This is a genomic window from Pseudomonas sp. B21-056 (assembly GCF_026016325.1).
Taxonomy (GTDB): Bacteria; Pseudomonadota; Gammaproteobacteria; order Pseudomonadales; family Pseudomonadaceae; genus Aquipseudomonas.
The window spans coordinates 1,668,811-1,691,898 of record NZ_CP087203.1; the positions used below are offsets into that span (position 1 = coordinate 1,668,811).

At 61.2% G+C, this 23,088-nt stretch carries 18 protein-coding genes; 7 read left to right on the plus strand and 11 right to left on the minus strand.

The window, feature by feature from the left end:
* Window positions 1-139: 139 nt before the first annotated feature.
* The 6 genes from LOY67_RS07480 to LOY67_RS07505 form a co-directional block, all read right to left on the minus strand.
* The gene (locus LOY67_RS07480; RefSeq protein ID WP_265066612.1) at window positions 140-1,741 is read right to left on the minus strand and encodes an Ig-like domain-containing protein; all 1,602 of its coding nucleotides are present in this window, start codon (window positions 1,739-1,741) and stop codon (window positions 140-142) included.
* Window positions 1,742-2,021: 280 nt separating this feature from the next.
* Window positions 2,022-3,608 carry an Ig-like domain-containing protein gene (locus LOY67_RS07485; protein WP_265066613.1) on the minus strand — a complete coding sequence of 529 codons (1,587 nt, stop codon included), beginning with the start codon at window positions 3,606-3,608 and terminating at the stop codon, window positions 2,022-2,024.
* A 316-nt stretch (window positions 3,609-3,924) separates the two neighbouring features.
* Complete coding sequence (locus LOY67_RS07490) at window positions 3,925-4,266, minus strand: DUF6124 family protein (RefSeq protein ID WP_265066614.1); 342 nt, start codon at window positions 4,264-4,266, stop codon at window positions 3,925-3,927.
* Window positions 4,267-4,538: 272 nt separating this feature from the next.
* Entirely contained in the window at window positions 4,539-7,466 is a 2,928-nt protein-coding gene (locus tag LOY67_RS07495; protein WP_265066615.1) for an RCC1 domain-containing protein, read from the minus strand.
* A 156-nt stretch (window positions 7,467-7,622) separates the two neighbouring features.
* The gene (locus LOY67_RS07500) at window positions 7,623-8,018 is read right to left on the minus strand and encodes a YbaN family protein (protein ID WP_265066616.1); all 396 of its coding nucleotides are present in this window, start codon (window positions 8,016-8,018) and stop codon (window positions 7,623-7,625) included.
* 10 nt (window positions 8,019-8,028) lie between these two features.
* Window positions 8,029-8,616, minus strand: a complete 588-nt coding sequence (locus LOY67_RS07505; protein ID WP_265066617.1) for a YecA family protein — start codon at window positions 8,614-8,616, stop codon at window positions 8,029-8,031.
* Between the two features lie 421 nt (window positions 8,617-9,037).
* On the opposite strand from LOY67_RS07505, the gene recQ reads away from it, so the two are divergent.
* From recQ to LOY67_RS07520, 3 genes are all read left to right on the plus strand, one after another.
* Entirely contained in the window at window positions 9,038-11,164 is a 2,127-nt protein-coding gene (gene recQ, locus LOY67_RS07510; RefSeq protein WP_265066618.1) for a DNA helicase RecQ, read from the plus strand.
* Window positions 11,165-11,282: 118 nt separating this feature from the next.
* Entirely contained in the window at window positions 11,283-11,717 is a 435-nt protein-coding gene (locus LOY67_RS07515) for a MarR family transcriptional regulator (protein WP_265066619.1), read from the plus strand.
* 101 nt (window positions 11,718-11,818) lie between these two features.
* Window positions 11,819-13,840 carry a FimV/HubP family polar landmark protein gene (locus tag LOY67_RS07520; protein WP_265066620.1) on the plus strand — a complete coding sequence of 674 codons (2,022 nt, stop codon included), beginning with the start codon at window positions 11,819-11,821 and terminating at the stop codon, window positions 13,838-13,840.
* Window positions 13,841-13,973: 133 nt separating this feature from the next.
* Here LOY67_RS07520 and LOY67_RS07525 read toward each other — a convergent pair whose 3' ends face one another.
* Window positions 13,974-16,175 (minus strand): patatin-like phospholipase family protein, encoded by a 2,202-nt coding sequence (locus LOY67_RS07525; protein ID WP_265066621.1) that lies wholly within the window; start codon window positions 16,173-16,175, stop codon window positions 13,974-13,976.
* 71 nt (window positions 16,176-16,246) lie between these two features.
* On the opposite strand from LOY67_RS07525, the gene LOY67_RS07530 reads away from it, so the two are divergent.
* Window positions 16,247-16,534, plus strand: coding sequence for a SelT/SelW/SelH family protein (locus LOY67_RS07530; protein WP_024778616.1), 288 nt, complete (start codon window positions 16,247-16,249; stop codon window positions 16,532-16,534).
* On the opposite strand, the gene LOY67_RS07535 is transcribed toward LOY67_RS07530, so the two are convergent.
* On the minus strand, window positions 16,528-17,418 hold the full coding sequence (locus tag LOY67_RS07535; RefSeq protein ID WP_265066622.1) for a DMT family transporter: 891 nt from the start codon (window positions 17,416-17,418) through the stop codon (window positions 16,528-16,530). The two genes, LOY67_RS07530 and LOY67_RS07535, sit on opposite strands and share 7 nt — an antisense overlap.
* Before the next feature lie 223 nt (window positions 17,419-17,641).
* On the minus strand, window positions 17,642-18,391 hold the full coding sequence (locus LOY67_RS07540; protein WP_265066623.1) for a helix-turn-helix transcriptional regulator: 750 nt from the start codon (window positions 18,389-18,391) through the stop codon (window positions 17,642-17,644).
* A 135-nt stretch (window positions 18,392-18,526) separates the two neighbouring features.
* Here LOY67_RS07540 and LOY67_RS07545 point away from each other — a divergent pair, with 135 nt between their 5' ends.
* Complete coding sequence (locus LOY67_RS07545; RefSeq protein ID WP_265066624.1) at window positions 18,527-19,342, plus strand: UDP-2,3-diacylglucosamine diphosphatase; 816 nt, start codon at window positions 18,527-18,529, stop codon at window positions 19,340-19,342.
* A gap of 26 nt (window positions 19,343-19,368) precedes the next feature.
* Here the strand turns inward: LOY67_RS07545 and LOY67_RS07550 are convergent, their stop codons facing one another.
* Complete coding sequence (locus tag LOY67_RS07550; RefSeq protein ID WP_265066625.1) at window positions 19,369-19,680, minus strand: DUF962 domain-containing protein; 312 nt, start codon at window positions 19,678-19,680, stop codon at window positions 19,369-19,371.
* Window positions 19,681-19,817: 137 nt separating this feature from the next.
* On the opposite strand from LOY67_RS07550, the gene LOY67_RS07555 reads away from it, so the two are divergent.
* Window positions 19,818-20,873 (plus strand): AraC family transcriptional regulator, encoded by a 1,056-nt coding sequence (locus tag LOY67_RS07555; RefSeq protein ID WP_265066626.1) that lies wholly within the window; start codon window positions 19,818-19,820, stop codon window positions 20,871-20,873.
* On the opposite strand, the gene LOY67_RS07560 is transcribed toward LOY67_RS07555, so the two are convergent.
* On the minus strand, window positions 20,830-22,284 hold the full coding sequence (locus tag LOY67_RS07560; RefSeq protein WP_265066627.1) for a TrkH family potassium uptake protein: 1,455 nt from the start codon (window positions 22,282-22,284) through the stop codon (window positions 20,830-20,832). The genes LOY67_RS07555 and LOY67_RS07560 overlap by 44 nt on opposite strands.
* A 163-nt stretch (window positions 22,285-22,447) precedes the next feature.
* On the opposite strand from LOY67_RS07560, the gene LOY67_RS07565 reads away from it, so the two are divergent.
* Complete coding sequence (locus LOY67_RS07565) at window positions 22,448-23,011, plus strand: NAD(P)H nitroreductase (RefSeq protein WP_265066628.1); 564 nt, start codon at window positions 22,448-22,450, stop codon at window positions 23,009-23,011.
* Window positions 23,012-23,088: the final 77 nt, after the last annotated feature.

The following is a 23,088-nucleotide window of genomic DNA, read 5'->3' on the forward strand; positions in this document are numbered from 1 at the left end:
CTTACAGGTGGGATCAGGTTTAAGATGAACGGTTGGGACGGCTTGAGATTGAGTGGACTAAACCATTTTATGGGTCTTATGGACATAACCGTATCTGAGGCTGACAGGTAACAGCTACCGCTCCTGCTAAACGATAACTTCATGACCGAAACCCTAACGCTTGAGTAACGTCGGAACGGTATGGGTCAGTGATGGCGTTGGTCCGTTTTAGCTGGATTTCAAGATACCGGTAGTAGGTGGCTCGACCTATTGCTGACGAACCCAACCATAAATTCGTCCAGTTTGCCGGGACCTGAAACACGTCAGCTATGTTGTGGTAAGCGAATTCATAATCGGCGTCGTATACGAAGTCGATACTCAATAGCCAGTCGTAAGCCTGGATGGCATTGAGAATGCCCCCATTGACGACGATTTCATATTTACGCGATACCCTGACGTCGTACGAGGCTGTCTGTCCATCGCTGTCTGTCACTGCAATGGTCGAGACCCCATTACGTAGCCCTTGAACTATCCCCGTTGCCATGCTGACAGTTGCAACGTCGGAATTGCTGGAAGTGTAGATGTATGGAGGCATTCCATCGCTGGCCAAGCGCTCCTCGTTATCAATGACTTCGGGTTGTCTCCGTGACCAGGGGGCCTTGTAGTAGTTGAGACGATTGAGCTGCATTTCGGATTGATCAATGGATAACGGACGTACCACAGTGAGGGTACGTACGTTCGAATACACATTTGTGTTGTGGTAAAGCGATTTTGCGTACAAGCGGTGTGGACCAACCTGGACGGTTATTTCTTTCGTCCACACACCCGTTGTCGTATCGGCTGTCGCCCTACCCATGGGAGCCGCGCTGGCTCCGCTTCCATCGTAGACCTCGATTTCTTTTCCCTGATGTGCATGACCTGATAATTTCAGCGTGGTGTTAGTCGTCCGGCCTTCATCGGGAATTTCTTTGTCGTCGACGTCTTTTACGCTGTCGAGGGTTGGAGGAATTAGCACACTATGCAGATGAATATCCAAACGTTTGGCCGGCGACCGGTTGAAGTTGCCCAACTGATCGAAAACCACGAACTCCACCAGCGTGTTGGAGTTGTCACCCGCTTGTTGAAAGGTATCGGTGAACAGGGTTTTCACCACCGGTATCGAACCGTCCATGATTTCCCATTCAACGGTCGTGTTGCCCAGCATAAAGCGAATACGGTCGTAGTCTCGTCGGTTGGCATAGTCGAAGCCGAACTCCACCCCCTGTGCCGCCCGCTCGGCGCTGACCCCATCGCGGACAACGTCGGGCGGGATCAACAGATCCAGGCCTTCAGGCGCTGGGTCTCCGGGTGCGCGCAGGTGATACAACACGAGTAAGTCCCTGGAGGGCTGCGAGGAATTGTCACTGGGGCGGGTCACGACGTAGTGCAGCCTGTTGACTCCATGGATCAACTGTCCGTGGGGGATGTTCAAGCGTATGCGATCCTCCTCCTCCCCAGGTGCTACGGTTTTACCGGCCACGGGGGTCGGATTGTCATTGATGTACAGGTCGACGCGATCATCCGTCGCCATTGTCCACGACTGGCGCTTGAGTTCGCTCCAGGGATCAATCAGGCATTGAAGGCCTTGGGGCTCTTGGTCATAAAGGCTTTTGGGAATCCCCCCATCGGCGAGGCCGGCCGGTTTCACTGGGGTGATCCAGCCCGGGATGATGACGGGGTACAGCTCGAACAAATCGTCCAGGGTAGAAGATTGGATATCCATCGGATGCTCCGGACAGGTGACGGATGTGAGCCTCTTGGGACAGGGTTATCACACGCCAGACTGAGGCAATTGCCTACTGTCAGAACTTACAGGTGAGCGCGGGTTTAAGACGAGCGGTTGATGTGGGATTGGCGGATGCCTTCCCGCACTAGGCTGGAGCACCGCGATGAACAGGCTGAAGCGGATCGGTATGCAGCGCCCGGTCGCCGACAATCCGCCCAGTTCGGTCGAGGGCAGAAGAATGCAAACGCAGCCGGCCCCGGGGATTCAGGGTTGTGTATTACCCGATGACCCGCAAACAGATCAGGGCCCGTCCCGCAAACTGCGTGGCGTTGTCGGTAAAGCTCACGATGTCCGAGGGGAATGAGGTAAAACCCCAGTTACCATTCGGGGGAAGAGGCGGAGGAGCCCATATCCATGCGGTAGGGTATAGCCACTCGCTTCCTATCTCAAAGCGTGCAATCAGCGCGCTTCCCCAGCCGGATTCAGGCCTGAAGCCTCCGGACTGGATGTATGGAGTGGCCCAGGCATTTGCTTGCCACGCGTCCATGTAGGCACTCCCATTATTGAAAATAACATCGTGCACGAAGTGGACTGTGACATCGTAGCTCGAGGTGTTTGCTGCGGAGTCGCGGACAGTGATGGTGGTGGTACCGGCCCCTTTGACCAGAACGCCTCCTTCGTCAGCATCGACCGTGGCAACGCTAGGTTTGCTGGACCTGTAGGTATAGGGAGGTGTGCCGCCGGCAGGCTTGCGCTCCAGGTCGTAGTAACGATTTTTCGGCTGGAAATTGCTGGTGGTGTATATCACCTTGGTAAAAACATGTGGGGTCGTGTCGATGATGTCCGAGGGGCCGACGGTGAAAGTCCAAGGTTGCGACACCCCGTGGATCCCCTCGGCCGTGAAGCAGTGGTGGCCGATAGCCAAGCCGATGACGGCATGGGCCCAGAGGCCGCCGTCGACATAGGCGATACCTTTGGAGGCCATGTCGTCGAAAATCTCCACTCGTTGATCGCTCACCCCGGTGCCTCCGAGCGTTACGGCGGTCGCTCCGGTGCTTGTGCCATTGGGGATCTCATTGCCTTGGTCATCTTTTACCGAGGTGATTTCCGGCGCGACAAGTTGGTTCAAATGGACATCCAGGCGCTTGGCGGGTGACCGGTTGAAGTTGCCCAATTGATCGCTCACCGTAAACTCGACCACTGTATCGGGGTTGTCGCCGGCCTGTTGGAAGGTGTCGGTGAACAACGTCTTCACTACCGGCGGCGAGGCGTCGACTATCTCAAATGGAACAGTGACTTCGCCCACGAGAAAGTTGATGCGGTCGTAGGGGCGGCGGTTGGTATAGGTAAAACCGAACTCTACGCCTTGCGCCGCCCGCTCGGCGTTGACCCCATCGCGGACAACATCGGGCGGGATCACCAGATCCAGGCCTGTCGGTGCCGGCTCACCGGGGGCACGCAGGTGATATAGGACATGCAGGTCCCTGGACGGCGCGGCGTTTTCACCGGGACGGGTCACTTTGTAATGCAGCCTGTTGACCCCGGGCGTCAGCTGTCCGTGGGGAATGTTCAAGCGTATGCGTTCCGTCTCCTCCCCCGGTGCTACAGTCTTGCCGGCCACGGGAGTCGGATTGTCATTGACGTACAGATCGACGCGATCATCCGTCGCCATTGTCCACGACTGGCGCTTGAGTTCGCTCCAGGGATCAATCAGGCATTGAAGGCCTTGGGGCTCTTGGTCATAAAGGCTTTTGGGAATCCCCCCATCGGCGAGGCCGGCCGGTTTCACTGGCGTGATCCAACCCGGGATGATCACGGGGTACAGCTCGAACAAATCGTCCAGGGTAGAAGATTGGATATCCATCGGATTCTCCTGGCAGGTGACGGATGTGAGCCTCTTGGGACAGGGTTATCACACGCCAGGCCGAGGCAATTGCCTACTGTCAGAACTTACAGGTGAGCGTGGGTTTAAGACGAGCGGTTGATGTGGAATTGGCGGATGCCACCCCGGAGTTGCTCGGGGCGCAGACTTCTATGGCGAGAGGGGTATCCCAGTCCGACTGCGCGACAGTCGCAAATCGGTTGATGGGGTTTACCAGATGCACCGCGTCGTCCGGTTTTGGGGGCGCTTCGCACCCCAACAGGGATGAATCCCCTCGCCACAGGGTGTTTTGTTTTGGCTAGCGCTGTTCGACGTTATCCAGTGCACGGTTCGCCAGCAATGCGGCCAGTTCAATCAATTGCTGGATACCCAACGCCACATGCCGCCGGGAATTGTTCAGCTCGAAGGCCAGATCACTGACCATGGCATTGGCCGAGGCGAGGGTTTCGCTGAGGTTGGCGAGCAGGACTTCAGTGTCGATGCCATTGACGACGGCAAAGAGCTGATCGGAGGGCGGATTGATCTCGGACTCGTTCGGTTTGGGTTTCAGGTAAAAGTCGAGGGCGCGATCGGCGGCTTTGTCGTGGGAGGAGTGAGGTTGGTGTCCGGGGTGTTGGGCATAAGGTGGAGCTCCATGCATGACCACCATTGAACAGATGCCAAGAAAGCCATCGTCAAGGTGATGCGATATGTCATGTGGCATACGGGCTACCAAACCCGATCGCTGATTTGTCAGCGACTGGCAAACGATAGATCTCGCCCCCCTGGTGCACAAGCCGGCGGATTCTGGCGTAGTTGTAGGCAAAGGCGCAAGGCGGTGTAGCCCGGTCCTGCAGCGTCCTACAGTGAACTAAACACAGAGGGCCGCCTCGCGCCGGCTGGCGCAGTTCGTCGTTAGCCCGCTCCAGTCGCCTATGCGCCCTCGCTGCGCGCTTGGCGCTTGAGCGCGGCGCCGCGCGACGCGGGGGTTGCGTAATAGGAGATCTGACCGCGTAGCTGTCCCTGGACCGAGTCGCTGTTACCCCCAGCGTCGGCAAGGCCCCAGGTGACCACTCGCCCATCGCTTGTGAGCGCGACAAAGGCCTGACTGTTGGCGTAAAGAGCCCGTACATTCGTCAGGTCATTCACGTTCACCACGCCTCCCCACGTTTCATTACCCCATGCCACTACAGTGCCGTTGCGGCGCAATGCGGCAAATGCTGCGGCAGTGGCTGCAATCTGAACGATATCGTCGAAAACTCCGATGGTGGCAGGCACCGGCGCCCCATGGTCCGAACTCCCCCAGGTCACCACATGGCCGCTGGCCCTGAGGGCGGCAAAGGATCCAGATGTAGAGACTACCTGGATGATGTCGTTGAGCGTCGCAATTGGCGCCGGAATGGCTCCGCCGCTGTTCGCATTTCCCCACGCCACCACCGATCCATTGGATCGTCGGGCGGCAAGTGCCGTACTCGCGCCAACCACTTCGACAATGTCAGTGAGTGTCGCAATAGCCGCCGGCACTGTGCCGCCGGCGTTCGGTTCAGTTCCCCACGCCACTACAGATCCATTGGCTCGCCTTGCTGCAAAGACATAGTAAGCATTGCTCAGTTCCACAATATCGGTGAGCGAGGCGATATCGCTCGGCACCGCTCCCCCCAGGTCCGCTCTTCCCCATGCCACCACGGTGCCGTTGGCTCGCCGCGCGGCAAAGGCGTGTGCTGATGCGGCCACTTCTTCAAAGTCATCAAGCTGGGCGATGTCCGCAGGAATTACGCCACCCGCGATCGCGTCTCCCCACGCCACCAGGTGGCCCGTCGCCCGCAGTGCAGCAAAGGCATGTCCGGTCCCAACCACTTCGACGATATCGGTAAGATTGCCGATTGCCGCCGGTACGACACCGCCTCGCTCCTCCCAGCCCCAAGCCACCACACGACCGTTAGCCCGCCATGCGGCGAAGGCATAGGCAGCGTGAGCAACGCCGACGATGTCGGTGAGTGTCGCAATGGTCGACGGAACGGCGCCGCCGTGCCCTGGCACCCCCCACCCAATCAGGTTGCCTTGGTTCCGGCGAGCGATGAAAGCGCCCCATGGTTGCGAGGGGTCATGGATTTTAAAGTTGCCGCATCCAAACAGATTAGCGGGATTGACACGGACCTCATCCTCGCTGGTGCTCACGTGCAGTAACCGCCAGGGCTGTTTGTCATGGAACACGGCACTTCGGATCGGGTCGCCGCTGTCGCCTTCGTACCGCCATAGCGCTTCAAGCGGTTGCTGTGTGACGGCGTTCAACGCGGTGAGCAAGCGGCTGCTTCCCACTGTCGTCCAGTGCAGGGAATTCGACGTGCCGCGCGCGCCCATGACCAGCAACTGTCCGGATCCCACCTGCCGTCGCACGTCATAGACCGCCGGTTGCGAAGGAACGGGCGAACCTCCCTGACGTCGCAGCGTGTAATCCAGCGTGATGGTTCGATCAACGTTCGCCAATACCACCGATTGCGGGACGACTACGGGTTTCGACTGCCCAGCTTCGCTGGACGAGATCGTAAACGGCACGTTGATGCTGCCCGCACCGGGTAGTCCTACCCAACGCACTTCGCCGCGATCGCCTCCCAGCAGATTGACCTCGGCCGGTATCCGTACCGTGGCACCGTTGGGTGTATTGGCAGGGTCGAGCTGGCCGTCCGGGGCCTCGTCGATGGTCGGGGGTAGTGGGGCCTGCGCCCCTCCAACCACGATCGCCCTGGCCGTTCTTGAGGCACCCATCAGTGCCGTATTCCTGAATAACTTGTAGGTCATCTCCACCGTACTGGCCGGAATGACCTTGTCGTTGAGGATCTGAAGGATGCAGGGTTTTTTCTGACCGAACTCGTCCGCTTCTACGCTGCCCGTCACGGTGGTTACGACGTCCGGTTGGCCGGCGACTTTGCTGATGTAGGTCGCCTCGACCGAATCTCCCGGCATGAAGCGCGGGTCGACAGTCAGGATAATCAGCAACAGCGGGTTGCTGCCCAGTTTATCCAGGTCGATGGTGTTCGGGTCATCGACGACATCGCTGGCTATTTCCCTCGGAATCGGCGCCGGCAGCCGATTGCCGGCCTGGTCCACGTCGACTGTCTGTACGGCTGACCACGGGGCATTGGGATCCGGGGAGTTGTTGAGCTGGTCGTTCACCGTGTAGGAAAATTTGAATTGCGGATGATCGTTTCCCAGGTCGGCACTGGTGACTTCGAAGCACACCTTGGTAGGGGTTGCCGAACCATGTTCCGGCGGTGGCGGTGCTTCGGTTTCGGTAACCGTGTGATATTTGGGCGTGCCGTTGCAGTTGAGCCAGATGCGGTCATGGGCCCGGCAATACGGGTAGCTCACGCACACGGTGGCGCTGGTGAAACCCGGCCCCACGCCATTCTTGATTTCGTCCGGCAACAGCAATTCCAATTCCGAATGCTCGCCGTCTCCGGGCGTCCGGTCCTGGTTGCCGGGCCGAATGCTGTTGTAGATGATTTCCAATGGCAGAGAGGTGTCAAGGTTCGTACTGCCGCGCTTCGCGGTGTAGGTCAATCGGTTGATGTTGCCATGCCATAATTTGCGGTGCGGGATATAGAGCGTGACCGCGTCGTCGATGCCCTGAGTCTGGTCGCTGTCCAGGCCCGTCTCGCCATTCAAGTTGATCGAAACGGTATCGCCTGCTTGCTGGCCCAAATAGGGACCAACCTCCACTTTGCAACCCATGGGGTCGAGGTCATAAATATGCAAAGGCACCCCGTAATGGGCGCCTATGACTGGTTCCGTGGCGAGCGGCAGCCTGGGTGGGTAGAGCTCCAGCACGGATTGATCGGCGGAAGTCGACGAGTCGGTCATGAGTGGACTCCTGATCGCAGGGGGGGACGGGATGAGGCTGTATCAAACCTCCGATGGACAGGGGCCGCTACTGTCAGAGTTAGCAGGTGAGGCCTGGTTTAAGACGGATGGTCGCAAGCGAAGCACTGCTGTCTTCTCAAGCAGGTGTTCCCATCGTCAAGGCCTGCGCAAAGTCTTTTGCCTGAGGATGTAAACCGTCACCAACACCGCACTCGTCAACATGAACCCCCGTGCCCACGGCAAGGGCACCAGGTAACACGACAACAGAATGCTCGCCCACATCAACCCGATGGCGTAGACCTTGCCCTTGAGCGGGATGCCGTTGCCGCTGAGGTAGTCCTTGATCCATGGCCCAAGTCGCGGGTGCTCCACCAGCCATTGGTAGAAACGCGGCGAGCTGCGGGCGAAGCAGGCGGCTGCCAGCAGCAGGAAGGGGGTGGTGGGCAGTACTGGCAGGAAAATCCCGATCACTCCCAATGCCACGCTCAGCCAGCCGATGGCCAGCAGCACGTAGCGTAACATCAGGGGGCGGTTGCCTATGGGGTTGTCCATAGGCCGCGTCTTAGTGGTGACGAGGCTTGAGGATTGCCGGCTTTTCGTCCGGGGCGTTGCACAGCAGGTACAGGGCGGTGAGGGCTTCCGGGATCTGTACGATCATGTCGTCCATCAGGTTGGCATCGGCGGCGATGTCGGAGAACTCCGGTTGCTCGTCGAACAGGCCGGAACCGACCATGATCGGCAGCAGCATTTCGCTGACTTCCTCTTCGGCGGTTTCGAACCAGGCCGCTTCGCGCAGGAACACGCCTTCCATGAAACCGATGCACCAGCCACGCAGCTCCGAGTCGTCCGGGTCATCGCCCAGGTCCAGCTCGCAGGGCAGCTCGAATTCTTCGTCGGAGGCCAGTTGACGGGCAATGTGCGCCTTGAGGCCGACCAGCGTGGCTTCGATTTCTATGCGTTGGGCGTCGTCGGTGTAGTGCGGCTCTTCGGCGAAGAGAGCGTCGATCCACTCGCGATCCGGCACCTGCTCGGAGCAGATCGACAGGGCGGTCAGGTAGCCGTGAGCGGCCACGTAGTCCAGCGCTTCCTCGTGCAGCTCATCGGCGTCGAGGAAGACTTGCAGGCGGGTCAGTTGCTCAGCGAAGGACATTACGGGCTACCTTGGGGGAATAAACAATGCGGGAATTCTAGGCCTTCTTGAGCGCCCAGGCCAGCCGCTTGGCAGATTTGCCTCTACCTTGGCGTGCCGGCGGGCCACGATACCTGTAGGAGCTGCCGAAGGCTGCGATCTTTTGATCTTGATCTTCGGCTTGCGACTCAATGGTCAGGGGAAAGATCGCAGCCTCGTTGCACTCGGCAGCTCCTACACAGCGCAAGGCATGGGGGCCGCGGCTCTTGAACACCTCTTGTCAGCAGCGCCCTTTGCAACGAAGGCCTCGGGTATACTGCCGCGTTTTGTGATGCCCTGCGGTGTCCCACCGGTTCGAAACGCGCACTTACGATTTGCCGGTGCAGCCTGTTTGATTCTGAACCAGCCTTGCAGGGATGTTTCGGTGATTTTTGGAGTTTCTATGCTCGAACAGGCTCAACGCGTCCTCAAGGACATCTTCGGCTACGACAGTTTTCGTGGCCGTCAGGGTGCCATTATTGAGCGCGTAGCCAGCGGTGGCGATGCCTTGGTGCTGATGCCCACCGGCGGCGGCAAGTCCTTGTGCTTCCAGGTTCCGGCGTTGTTGCGCAATGGCCTGGCGGTGGTGGTTTCGCCGCTGATCGCCTTGATGGACGACCAGGTCGCGACCCTTGAGGAACTGGGCGTTGCCGCCGCTTCGCTGAACTCCACCCTGAGTGCCGAGCAGCAGCGGGACCTGGCGGCGCGGATCCGGCGCGGTGAGCTGAAAATGCTCTACCTGGCCCCGGAACGGCTGGTGCAGCCGCGCATGCTGGCCTTCCTGCAGAGCCTGGAAATCGCCCTGTTCGCCATCGACGAAGCCCACTGTGTGTCCCAGTGGGGCCACGATTTCCGTCGCGAATACCTGCAACTGGGGCAACTGGCGGAGCTGTTCCCCGACGTACCGCGCATCGCCCTGACCGCCACCGCCGACAAGCGGACACGGGAAGAAATCGTCGAGCGCCTGCACTTGCAGGATGCCGAGCGGTTCCTCTCCAGTTTTGACCGCCCCAACATTTTCTACCGCATCGTGCCCAAGGAGCAGCCGCGCAAGCAGTTGCTGGCGTTCCTCGCCGAACGGCGCAGCGATGCCGGTATCGTCTATTGCCTGTCACGGAAAAAAGTCGACGAAGTCTCGGCGTTTCTCTGCGAACAGGGGTTTCCGGCGTTGCCCTATCACGCCGGGCTGCCCAATGAATTGCGGGCCTATCACCAGAAGCGCTTTCTCAACGAGGAAGGCTTGATCATGGTCGCCACCGTGGCGTTCGGCATGGGCATTGACAAGCCGAACGTGCGCTTCGTGGCGCACCTGGACCTGCCCAAATCCCTCGAGGCCTATTACCAGGAAACCGGTCGTGCCGGCCGGGATGGCTTGCCGGCCGACGCCTGGATGGCCTACGGCCTGCAAGACGTGGTGATGCTCAAGCAGATGCTGCAGAACTCCGAAGGTGACGAACGCCACAAGCGCCTGGAGCAGCATAAGCTCGATGCGATGCTCTCGCTGTGCGAAGAAACCCGCTGCCGCCGCCAGACCTTGCTGGCCTATTTCGACGAAGACATGCCCCAGCCGTGCGGGCACTGCGACAACTGTGTCGACGGCGTGGAAACCTGGGACGCCACCGAGCCGGCGCGCCAGGCGTTGTCGACCATTTTCCGCACCGGCCAGCGCTATGGCGTGGGGCATCTGGTGGATGTCTTGCTGGGCAAGGACAACGAGAAGGTCCGCAGTTTCGGCCACCAGCACCTGTCGGTGTACGGGGTCGGCAAGGCCCGTTCCGAGAGCGAATGGCGTTCTCTGTTCCGGCAACTCGTGGCCCGTGGCCTGGTGGACATCGATCTGGAAGGCTACGGCGGCCTGCGCCTGAGCGAGACCTGTCGGCCGTTGCTCAAAGGCGAGGTGAGCCTGGAACTGCGCCGCGATCTCAAGCCGGCGACCGCGGTCAAGAGCAGCAAGAGCCAGGCCAGCCAACTGGTCCGTGGTGAAGAGCGCGATCAGTGGGAAGCCTTGCGTGCCCTGCGTCGCAAGCTGGCCGAAGAGCATGCCGTGCCGCCGTACGTCATCTTCCCCGATTCGACGCTGCTGGAAATGCTGCGCAGCCAACCCACCTCCCTGGCGGAGATGGCCCGGGTCAGCGGCGTTGGCGCGCGCAAGCTGGAGCGCTATGGCGAGGCCTTCCTCCAGGTGCTGGGCGGCGAGGCCGAGGCGCCGAAGGCAGTGGCCGATGTGCGCCATGAGCTGATCACCCTGGCCCGGGCCGGCATGACGCCGTTGCAGATCGCCGGACAACTGCAGTGCTCGGAGAAAAACGTCTACACGATGCTGGCCGAAGCCATCGGGCAGCAGCAATTGTCGCTGGAACAGGCCCTGGACCTGCCCGAGGACTTGATGGGCGAGGTGCAGGATGCGTTTCTCGACGGCGAGGGCGAGCTACCGGCTGTGGCGGAGGTCGCCGCGCTGTTCGTCGGTCGGGTGCCGGAAGGTGTCCTCTATTGCGTGAGGGCTGCGTTGCAGTCGGAATTTGAAGTCTGATCAGTAAGTTGCGTTCCTTTAACGATTCAGTGCGGGCCGGGCCTTGCTTGAATCCGAAGTGCATGCTTAGCTGACTAATAATTAGTATTTCTCCTATTTCAGACCTGATGAGTTTTTTATGTCGTTGACCGATCAACACCGTTTTGGCATGCAACTGGCGCAGATGTCCCGGGGCTGGCGTGCCGAGCTGGACCGTCGCCTGGCCGGTCTGGGCCTGTCCCAGGCGCGCTGGCTGGTGCTGCTGCACCTGGCTCGCTTCGAACACGCACCGACCCAGCGCGAACTGGCCCAGAGCGTCGCCGTCGAAGGCCCGACCCTGGCCCGTTTGCTCGACAGCCTGGAAACCCAGGGGCTGGTGCAGCGCCAGGCCGTGGCCGAGGACCGCCGGGCCAAGAAAATCGTGCTCTGCGCACCGGCACGGCCGTTGATCGAACAGATTGAAACCATTGCCACGCAACTGCGTCGGGAGCTCTTCGAAGGCATCGAGGAAGAGGACATGCGGGTGTGCATGCGGGTTCACGGCAGGATCCTGGCCAATCTGGAAAAATCCTGAGGCATATCGGCGGTATCCCGACTTTTGAGATTCGGCGATTAGCGAACTATAACCAGTAGTAAGCGATCGTATTGGAAGCGTTCGAATCGAAAGGGATACCCATGCTTGAAAGTTTGCAGTCCACGTTGCGCAGTTGGGTCAACGTGTCAATCGTCTTGGGTGCATTGGGGTATCCGGCCTTGGCGTCTGCGCTGGGGCTGGGAGAGATCACGCTCCATTCCGCCCTGAACCAGCCGTTGCGCGCCGATATCGCCCTGATCGATGCGGCCGGGCTCAGCGAGGGTGATCTGTCGGCCAGCCTGGCAAGCCCGGACGACTTCAATCGCGCTGGCGTGGAGCGGGTGTTCTTTCTCAGTAACCTGCGCTTCACCCCGGTGCTGCGCGGCGAGCGCAGTTTCATCCGGGTCACTTCCAGCAAACCGGTGGAAGAACCGTTCCTCAATTTCCTGGTGCAGCTCAATCAGCCCAATGGACGTCTCTTGCACGAATACACCGTGCTGATCGACCCGCCGGGCACGCCGGGTATCGTCCCCGCTTCCGACGAGCCTGCCGCTGCGCCCCGGTCTTCGATGCCGACCCCGTCGGCGCCGGCTATCAAGCCGCCCCCGGCGACCCAAGGCAAGCGCTACACCGTCGTGCAGGGAGACAACCCCTGGGTCATCGCCAAACGCCTGCATGATGCCGGCAGCGGCGCTTCGATCCATGAATTGATGCAAGGCATCCAGGCCTTGAACCCGGGCAGCGAGCGGCTCTCCATCGGCCAGCGCCTGCTGCTGCCCGATTCGGCCGTGTTGCCGTCCCCGACAGAAACCGCCGCCGCGCCAGCCGCTGTCGCCGCCGACGAGCAACTGGCCGCCAGCGTGCTGCAAAACCAGCAACAACAGAAAACCATCGACGAGTTGCAGTCCCGGCTTCAAGCCCAGGACGAAGAAATTGCTGGTCACCGCAAGCAGATCAGCGAGTTGCAGGCGAAACTGGCCGAGGTCCCACCGACCCCGGCTACGTCTGCTGCGCAGCCATCGGTGCCCGCTGTAACTGATGCGACGCAGGCTGCATCAGTGGCTGAGCCACAGCCCGTGACGCCGCCGCAACCTGCGCCAGAGCAGCCCGAGCCCGAAGGCGTCAATTGGCTGTGGGTGGCGGGGCTGGTGGGACTGTTGGGATTGCTTGCGTTGCTGCTGTTCTTCCGTCGTCGGCAGGAGCAGGCCGGTGCACAGCCGATGCCGGAACGCCCCGAACCGATGCTTGAAGACAGCGCCGACGCCTATGCATCGACAACCGATACGGAGCAGCCCGAGGTCGCTTCGTCGTTCAATAACGGTGATTCACCGGTGGGCGACGTGCTGGAAGGCGTCGGGATCTACCTGACCTACGGCCGCTTCACCGAAGCAGCAGGGTTGTTGCGCGCGGCATTGCTGGCGGAGCCGGAGCGTATCGACCTGGGCCTGAAATTGCTGGAAGTGCTGGGCAAGCAGGGCGATGCCATCGGCTTTCAGGCCCAGGAACATCATTTATTGGCGCAGGGCGTCGATGCCAGGACGCTGGAGGACATCCGCGGGCGTTATCCGAAGGTTGCTGTGGTTGCCGCGCCCGTGGTGGCGGCGCCAGAGCTTCAAGCACCTGAAGCCCCCGTTCCTGTGCCTGCACCTGTCCACGTGCCTAGCGACGAATTTGAGCTGGATCTGGATGCGCTGTCCATGGAAAGCAACTGGGACCTGACCGATGCGCAAGACAGCGCCGAGGAGAAAGCCCCCGTTGCGACGCCTGCCGTTGACGTCTCCGAAGCGTTGTCTCTTTCGGGGTTCGACGAGCCGGAGCTGCAATGGACTGCGCCACTGGAAACCGAGTCGCTGGACGATGCCTTCCTCGACGGGTTTGCCGATGAAGAGCAGTCGCTGGAGCTGGAAGCGCTGCCCCTCGAGCCTGAATCTGACTCATTGTCCTTGGAGTCCATGTCCCTTGAACCCGAAGCGCCGGAACACGCTGAAAAACTGGAGCAGGCGCAGAACTGCATCGATGACGGCGACTTGAAAACTGCAATCGCCCTGCTTGAAGAACTGCTGGAGGACGGCGACGAACCCCTCAAACAGACCGCCCGGGTGTTGCTGGCCGGGATTCGCTGAAGTAACCGTTTCCCCCGAAGCAATGTGGGAGCGAGCCTGCTCGCGATAGCGGTACATCAGACAACATTGATGCTGACTGACACTCCGCTATCGCGAGCAGGCTCGCTCCCACAGGGTATTGGCGACGATCCGATCAGAACGTCTGCCCCAGGTTCAAATACACCGCCTGCTCATCATCATCGTTAAAGCCATAACTGAAGTTCAGCGGCCCCAACGGCGTGTCGAATCCGAGGAAAATACTGGCGGCATTGATATAGCCGCTGTCGAATTCGTTGTCGTTGTTCCAGGCCCGGCCGCGCTCCAGGGAGCCACCGATGTACAACGGAAAGTCCAGGGGCAGGTAGGCCCGCGGCGTCAGTCGACGGTAATACACGGCGCGCATCAGGCTCATGTTCTGCCCGGAAATGCCGTCTTCGCGAAAGCCCGACAACTGCCGCGCGCCGCCCAGCACAAAGCTCGACGTCACGATTTCGGCTGTGTCGAGGGTGCGGCCATAGCGCCCGCCCAGGATGTAGGTGTCTGGCCCGCTGCTCAGGGCCTTGTCCAACTTGAACTCCCATTGTCGGTAACGCTGGTCGGAGCCCAGCCCCGGTTCGTACTGACGCCAGGACAGGCCGATGTCTTCGCCTTCGTGAGGGAAATACACGTTGTCGAGGGAGTCGAACGAGTATTTCAGGTCGTAGAAGCCTTCATTGAAATTCTCGCTGGGCTGGTTGTGATCGCCGATGCGCACATCTGCCTTGCCCCAGGCCTGGCCGATGCCGAAACGGATCTCGCCGCTGTTGCCGATCTGCCGACCCAGGTTCAGGCCCAGGCCATAACGTTCGACGCGGTATTGAGCGATCGGATCGTTGTCCAGGATCGCTTCGACGTTGCGGGATTCGAATTGCCCGTAGGGAGCGACGAAGTAGCGCGAGCCCACGTCCAGCGGTTGGTAGAACTCGCTGTACAACTCCTGCCTGTCGCCAAGCTGCGCCCGGGTCAGCCATTCGGCGCCGAGGCGGTTGATGCCGTTGACCCGGTAGCTGGCGCCGAGGTTGAAGGCGCTGTCGCCGCGCATGTCGTCCGACAGGCTCAGCCCCAGTCGCAGGTAGTCGGTGCCGGTACGTTTGCCTCGGGCGCTGATCACCAGGGTGTTGTCCGGGCCCTTGTGCACCACGCGGTATTGCACCTGTTCAAAGTAATCCAGGCCGTACAACGTGCCCATGTCGGTCTGCAGGCGCCCCAGGTCCAGGGGCTCGCCGATTTGCTGGCGAACGTAATAGCGAATCACGTCGTCGCCGACTTTCGAATCGTTTTCCACACGAATGGCGGTGATGACCGGGGTGCGCTGGCTGGGGGTACGTGCTGCCATGAGTTCGACGTCGGTCGATTCGGCAGGGCGCAGGAGTGCCAGGCGGGCCTTGAGTATCTGTGTGGCACGGTAGCCGGCATCGATCATTTCCGGGGCCCGGCCGAAATCGGTGGAACCGAAGCTCGCCAGGGCCGGCTGGATCAATACGTCGTCTTTCTTCAGCGTTGCCAGTTGTTCTTCGGAGTTGCGTCGGGTCATCAGGGTGGTCGACTGGTTCAGGACGTCGACCACCGTGACCAGTTGCTTGCGATTGCGCAGCGGGGTGCCGATGTCGACCACGATGGCCACGTCCACGCCCATTTCCCGCGCCACGTCCAAGGGAATGTTGTCGCTCATCCCGCCGTCCACCAGCAGGCGACCGTCCAGTTCTACCGGGGCGAACACCGCCGGGATTGACATGCTGGCGCGAATCACCTTGGGCAGGTGGCCCTTGCGGAACACGACTTTTTCGCCGCTGGCGATATCGGTCGCCACGGCGCGGAAAGGGATCGGCAGTTTGTCGAAGTCCCGGGTGTCGCTGGTGTGGGCCAGCAGGCTCTCGAGCAGCAGGGCCAGGTTCTGTCCCTGGATGACCCCCAGTGGCAGGCCGAGGCTGCCGTCATCGCGAAAGCTCAGTTTCTGTTTCACCAGGAAGTCCCGGTCGTCCTGCTTGCGCCGGAACGGCACGTCCTTGCGGGGTGGGGCGTCGGACAAGGCTTGCTGCCAGTCGATGCCCAGGGCGAGTTTTTCCAGTTCATCGATCTTGTACCCCGAGGCGTACAGCCCGCCGATCACCGCACCCATGCTGGTGCCGGCAATGGCGTCGATCTTGATGCCTTGTTCTTCCAGGGCCTTGAGCACGCCGATGTGGGCCAGCCCGCGCGCCGCGCCGCCAGACAGTACCAGGCCGATCTTCGGACGCGACGTTTCGGCGACGGGCTCGTTGGCGTGGCCGAACAAGGGCAATAGCAACAGGAACAGGCAAGGCAGCAGGCGGCGCATCGTCAATCTCGGGGCGGGCGGTCAAAGGCGAGTATTATAGCGACGCCTTCGAAGCCACGAGTCGACCTGCAATGACCGAGCAGAAACCGGAAGTCATCATTACCTATTGCACCCAGTGCCAATGGTTGCTGCGCGCTGCCTGGCTGGCCCAGGAACTGCTCAGTACCTTCGGTGACGATCTGGGCAAGGTGTCCCTGGTGCCGGGCACCGGCGGGGTGTTCCACATCAGTTGCGATGGCGAGCAGATCTGGGAGCGCAAGGCCGACGGTGGTTTCCCCGAGGCCAAGGTGCTCAAGCAACGGGTCCGCGACCGGATCGACCCGGAGCGGGACCTGGGCCACAACGACCGGGTTCAGTGAGAGCTGGCTTCTCTGCCAGCCACCGGTTTTTTTGCGCCGCTTAGCTGGCTCGACACCACGATGGCGGTGATGATCAGCGCGCCACCCAGCAGCATGCGCGGGGTCGGGGTTTCACCGAACAGCAGCCAGGCCATGCTGATGCCGTAGACCGGCTCCATGGCGAACACCACTGCCGCCGTACGGGCCTTGATCACCCTCAGGCTGGCGACGAACAGGCTGTGGGCCAGGCCGGTGCAGAACACCCCGAGCAGGCCGATCCACAGCCAGTCGAGCGGGCGTACCGCGCTTAGCTGTGGCGCGGCCAGCGGCAACAGGCATGCCGCCACCACCAGGTTCTGACACAGCGCCGCCTGCACCGGCGGTACAAAGCCTGCGCCGGCGCGGTTGGTCAATGACAGCAGGGAAAACAGCAAGCCCGACGCCACTGCCCACAACAGGCCGGTGGTAGCACCGCTGGCCAGGTCGAAAGCCGGCGTCACCAGCACCAGGCCGATGCTCACCAGCACCACCAGCAGGATTTCATTGGCTCGGATCCGTTCGCGAAACACCAGCCCTTCGAGCAGTACCGTGAAGGCCGGGAAACTGGCGAACCCCAGCGTGGCGATCGCCACCCCGGCGATTTTTACCGCGATGAAGAAACTCACCCAGTGACCGGTCAACAACAGCCCGCTCAGCAGCAGTCGCCAGCCGTCCCGTGCCCGGAGTTTCTGCCAGGGCGTGTGGCTGGCGAACCGGGCGAAGGCCGCCAGGGCCAGCACGGCAAACACGGCGCGGCCAAATACGATGATCGTCGGCGAGGCGGCGGCGAGTTTACCGAACACACCGGTCAGGCCAAACATCAGTGCGCCAATGTGCAGGGCGCCGAGGGCGGTACGGGGAGTCATTGCAGTCCTTAGAGCAGATAAACCAAATAGAAAACGGTCAACATAGAACCCTGTGGCGAGGGGATTTATCCCCGTTGGGCCGCGAAGCGGCTCTAACTGCATGTCAGGTTTAGGACTGCTACGCAGTCCAGCGGGGATAAATCCCCTCGCCACAGGGTTTTGTGTATTTAAGCGTGGGAAGGGAACAGCGTCTGTCGCAATCCTGGCGACTTTTAGCGCCAGGCTAGCGCGGACGGCGCAGTTTGCCCGGCGACGTGCCGAATTCGCGCAGTATCGCCGCAGCGAAGGCGCTCTGGGAGCTGTAGCCGACCCGATGGGCGATCTCGCCGATGGGCAGGTCCGAATCGCGCAGCAGCGCTTGCGCCTTGTGCAAGCGGCGGCTGCGGATGTAGTCCATCGGGGTTTGCCCGCATTCAGCGACGAAGCGTGCATGCAGGCGAGCACTGGAAAGTCCTGCGATCCGGGCCAGGTCCGCCACTTGCAGCGGGTAGGCGGCGTATTGGTCAATGTGCGCGTCGAGGGCCGCGTAGGGCAGGCGCCGGCCGCCGGTGGTTACCTGGCGAACGCCGTTGAGGCTGGCCAGGAGCAGCACCGCACCTTGCTGGGCGATCAGCGGGTCGTTCACCGGGCTGCCCGCGAGCCAGTTGACCAATTGGCTTTGTCCCGCGTCCAGGGGCAGGCAAGCGGTGTTGTCCAGCAGGCGACGGCTGGCCTCGGCGTGATCCCCCAGGGATAGGCCGACCCAATCGTCATCCGGCACGTCCAGCACCAGGCAATGGCTACCGCGAGGGCTGTCGCAAGCATGATGAGCACCGGCCGGTATCACCACGAAACTCTGTTGCACCACCTGGCTGCCACGTCCTTCCACCTCGAAATCCAGCGCGCCTGACAGCCCGAAGACCAGTTGGACGTGGTCGTGGCTGTGGACGATCAGGTCGTGGCTGTAGTGGCGGAGGGTGAGGATCGGTCTCATCGGAGTCTCCCAGGGCTGACGGCCAGCATACACCGAGGGCGTGTCGCGTCGCCCTGTCATCTAATCGACATGTGTTCGTCATGGGCCATTAACCGCCGGTGTGCACAGTGGTGAAAACGATCAGAGGGGTTGCCCATGACCAGCGCCGAGCTCGCCAGACCCAGCCGCAAGCAGCGTGTCCGCACCCTGTGGATTTCCGACGTGCACCTCGGTACCCGGGATTGCCAGGCTGAACATCTGTCGCAGTTCCTCAAGGGCTATCACGCCGACAAGATCTATCTGGTCGGTGACATCATCGACGGCTGGAAGCTGCGCGGCGGCATGTACTGGCCCCAGGCCCACACCAACGTCATCCGGCGTTTGCTGACCATGAGCAAGCGCGGCACCGAAGTGATCTACGTCACCGGCAATCATGACGAGTTCCTGCGCCGTTATTCGAAGCTGATCCTGGGCAATATCCAACTGGTGGACGAGGCGGTGCACGTCACCGCCGATGGCCGGCACCTGCTGGTGATTCATGGCGACCAGTTTGACGTCATCACCCGCTATCACCGCTGGCTGGCGTTTCTCGGGGATTCGGCCTACGAATTCACCCTCACGCTGAACCGCTGGCTCAACCATTGGCGGGCTCGCTATGGGTACGGTTACTGGTCGCTGTCGGCGTATCTCAAGCACAAGGTCAAGACTGCCGTCAGCTTCATCAGCGACTTCGAAGAAGCCATCGCCCATGAGTGCGTGAAACGCGAACTGCACGGCGTGGTGTGCGGGCACATTCACCACGCCGAGATTCGCATGGTGGGCGAGGTGGAGTACCTCAACTGCGGCGATTGGGTCGAATCCTGTACAGCGCTGATCGAGCATTGGGATGGCTCGATCGAGTTGTACCGGTTGGCGGATGCCCAGGCGCGCGAAGCCCAGTTGAAGGCCCTCAAAGTCGCCGAGCCGGCCTGAACCTGGCACAGGGGGATGTTTCTTTTCTAGAACGGCACCTTGCCCCGCAACATGTCGCGGTACATGACGAAATCGCCGAGCAGGCTGTAGAGCGGATGCTTGAAGGTGGCCGGGCGGTTTTTTTCGAAGAAGAAGTGCCCGACCCAGGCAAAGCCGTAGCCGGCCACCGGCAAGGTGATCAACCACCACCAAGCGGTTGCGACAAGGGCCAGGGTGAGAATCAGAATGACCAGGGAGGTGCCGATGAAGTGCAGTCGTCGGCAGGTGCTGTTGCTGTGCTCGCCCAGATAGTACGGATAGAAGTCAGCGAAACTCTTGAATTGTCTGATGTTTTCCAAGACTGCAGGCTCTTTGGTGATGGTTCTGTTTTCAAGTCTAGAGCGATCGTCTGCAACAGCCAGTGACAATGAGCGCCACTTTAGTATCCTTCGCAAATCCAGCCGTACTCTGCGGCTTGTCATGCAAGTGATGCGTCATGAGCGAACGAACCACTTCTTCAAGCTGGGCGATGGGGATTGTCAAGGCGCTGGAAATGGACGGCCTGGATTGTCGGTTGATGTTCAGGCAGTTGGGGCTGGACTTTGATGCGCTGGACGATCCGGACGCCCGTTTCCCCCAGGATTCGATGACGCGGCTCTGGCAACTGGCGGTGGAGCTGTCGGGCAACCCGGCCATTGGCCTGAACATGGGCAAGGTGATGCGCCCGGCGTCGTTCCATGTGGTCGGTTATGCCCTGATGTCCAGCCGCACGTTGATCGAAGGTTTCCAGCGGCTGGTGCGTTACCAGCGCATCATTGCCGAAAGTGCCGACCTGAGTATCCGCCAGTGGGAAGGGAACTATGGGCTGATTCTGACGGTGCACGGCGATCATCTCCCACCGACCCGGCAAAGTACCGAAGCGTCCCTGGCCTGTGCGCTGAGCCTGTGCAACTGGCTGACCGGACGCACTTTGCACCCGGTCAAAGTGCTGTTCCAGGGGCCCGAACCGCTCGACCGGACGCCTTATCGACAGGCGTTCTCTGCGCCGCTGGTGTTCGGTGCACCCTATGATGCATTGGTCTTCGAACGGGCCGACATGGAGGCACCGCTGCCCACGGCCAACGAGGCCATGGCTCAGCTCCACGATCGCTTTGCCGGTGAGTACCTGACGCGTTTTTCGGAAAGCCGCGTGACCCACAAGGCGCGCCAGGTGCTGTGTCGGCTGCTGCCCCAGGGCGAACCCAAGCGTGATGTGGTGGCGCAGGCACTGCATCTGTCCCAGCGCACCTTGCAACGGCGTCTGCAGGAAGAGGGCACCAGTTTCCAGGCCCTGCTCGACGATACCCGTCGCGAACTGGCCGAGCAGTACCTGGCGCAACCGGCCATGACCTTGCTGCAGATTGCCTATCTGCTGGGGTTTGCCGACCCGAGCAATTTCTTTCGCGCCTTTCGCCGCTGGTTCGATGTCACGCCCGGTGAATACCGGGCAGCGAGGCTGGACAAACCGGTCAGTGACGCCAGAACGCCGGGATGCACAACACGAACACCGTAATGATTTCCAGCCGGCCCAACAGCATGCCACCGGACAGGATCCACTTGGCTGCATCCGGCAGCGGCGCGAAGTTGCCGGCCGGGCCAATGGTTTCCCCCAGCCCCGGGCCGACGCCGGACACGGTACTGGCCGCGCCGGTCAGTGCCGTCATCCACTCCACCCCCAGCAGCGACAGCAGCAGGGCGATCACGCAAATGGTGATGGCGAAGAAGAACGAGAACGTCAGGATCGAACGCACGATTTCTTCGTCGAGGCGGTGGCCGTTATATTTCTGCTTGATCACCGCGCGGGGGTGAATCAGTTGCATGAGGTTGGCCCGGAGCAGGATGTAGGCAACCTGGAAGCGGAAGATCTTGATCCCGCCGGCCGTCGACCCCGAGCAGCCGCCGACGAACCCCAGGTAGAAGAACAGCATCAGCGAGAAATTGCCCCAGAGGCTGTAGTCCCCCAGGGCGAAGCCGGTGGTGGTGACGATCGAGGTCACGTTCAGGGCCACGTGACGCAGCGCGTCCAGCCAATGCAGGTCGGTGGTCGCCCAGTACCAGGTGCCGAGCACCAGCCAGGTCACCAGCAGCACGCCGATCAGGCCCTGAACCTGCTGGTCCTTGATCAGCGCCCGGCGGTTGCCTCGCAGCATCGAGACGTACAGGGCGAAGGGCAGGCTGCCGAGGATCATGATGACGATGGCGACCCAGTGCACCGCCGGTTGGGTCCATTTGGCCAGGGACAGGTCCGAGGTGGAGAAACCACCGGTGGAAATCGCCGACATCGAATGGTTGACGGCATCGAACGGGCTCATCCCGGCCCACCAGAGCGCCAGGGTGCCGAGAATGGTGATGCCGACATAGGACGCCACGATCAGCCGCGCCACCATGTGGGAGCGGGGCATGACCTTTTCCGAACGGTCCGAGGATTCGGTCTGGAACAGGCGCATGCCACCAATGCGCAACAGCGGCAGGATCGCCACGGCCATGCCGATGAAGCCGATCCCGCCGAGCCAGTGCAGCAACGAGCGCCACATCAGGATGCCGGGGGACATGGTGTCGAGGCCGCTCAGGACCGTGGCACCGGTGGCTGTGATCCCCGACATGCTTTCAAAGAATGAATCGGTGTAGCTAATGTGCTGGGTCAGCAGGAAAGGCAGCGCGGCGAAGATGCACACCACCAGCCAACTGCTGACCGTCAGCAGGTACATGTCCCGCGGACGCAGGTGCACATGCTCGGGGCGTCCGGGAAGCACCAGGGCCAGGCCGGCTACGAAGGTGATCATGCTTGACCAGAGGAACGATGGCAGGTCGCCGGTGCGCTCGAAGATCAGCAGGGTGGCCATGGGCACGACCATGAAGATCGCCAGGGTGATCAGGAAAATGCCGATGATGAAACCAATGATCCGCAGGGTCGGCAACGCCATGAAGTCCGCTCGGGCTGGAAGGAGAGGGCGCCATTCTACCCACGGCAAGCGGCATGTAAACCGCACCCGGCGCGACGGGTGTATGCGTCGGTGGCCAATTTGCGCTAACGGACTCACCGTACAGCCACTAGAATAGCCAGACATTTTTTCAGGGAGGTGGCCGATGCAGGCTCTCGACGCTTTGCTCAACCGTGTTTCCGTTCCTCGCCTGGTGGAACCGGCACCCACGCCTGAACAACGGGAGATCATGTTCGCTGCGGCAATGCGCGCCCCGGATCACGGGCAGTTGCGACCCTGGCGTTTTCTGACGATCGAAGGGCAGGCGCGTTATCGCATGGGTGAACTGCTGGCCGACGCGGCACGGTTCAATGATCCGCTGGTGCCCGAAGCGGTCGTGGAAAAGGCCCTCAATGGCCCGCTGCGGGCACCGTTGGTCGTGGTCGTGATCGCGCGTTTGCAGGACCATTTCAAAGTCCCGAAATCCGAGCAGTTGCTGGCAGCCGGCTGCGCCGCCCACGGGATCCTGCTGGCGGCATATGCCCAGGGCATTGGCGGTGTGTGGCGCACGGGCGAACTGGCGTACTCGCCGCACGTGGCCAAGGGGCTTGGGCTTGACGTGGGGGAAGAGGTGATCGGCTTCCTTTACCTGGGCACACCACAGAAAGAAGCCCGGACGGCGCCGAAGGAAGACACCGCCGAATTCGTCCGTGAGTGGACAGGTTTGTAGCAGCGCTTTTGTGGCGAGGGGATTTATCCCCGTTGGGCTGCGCAGCAGCCCCCAAACTGCTTACATAAGAAGTAACC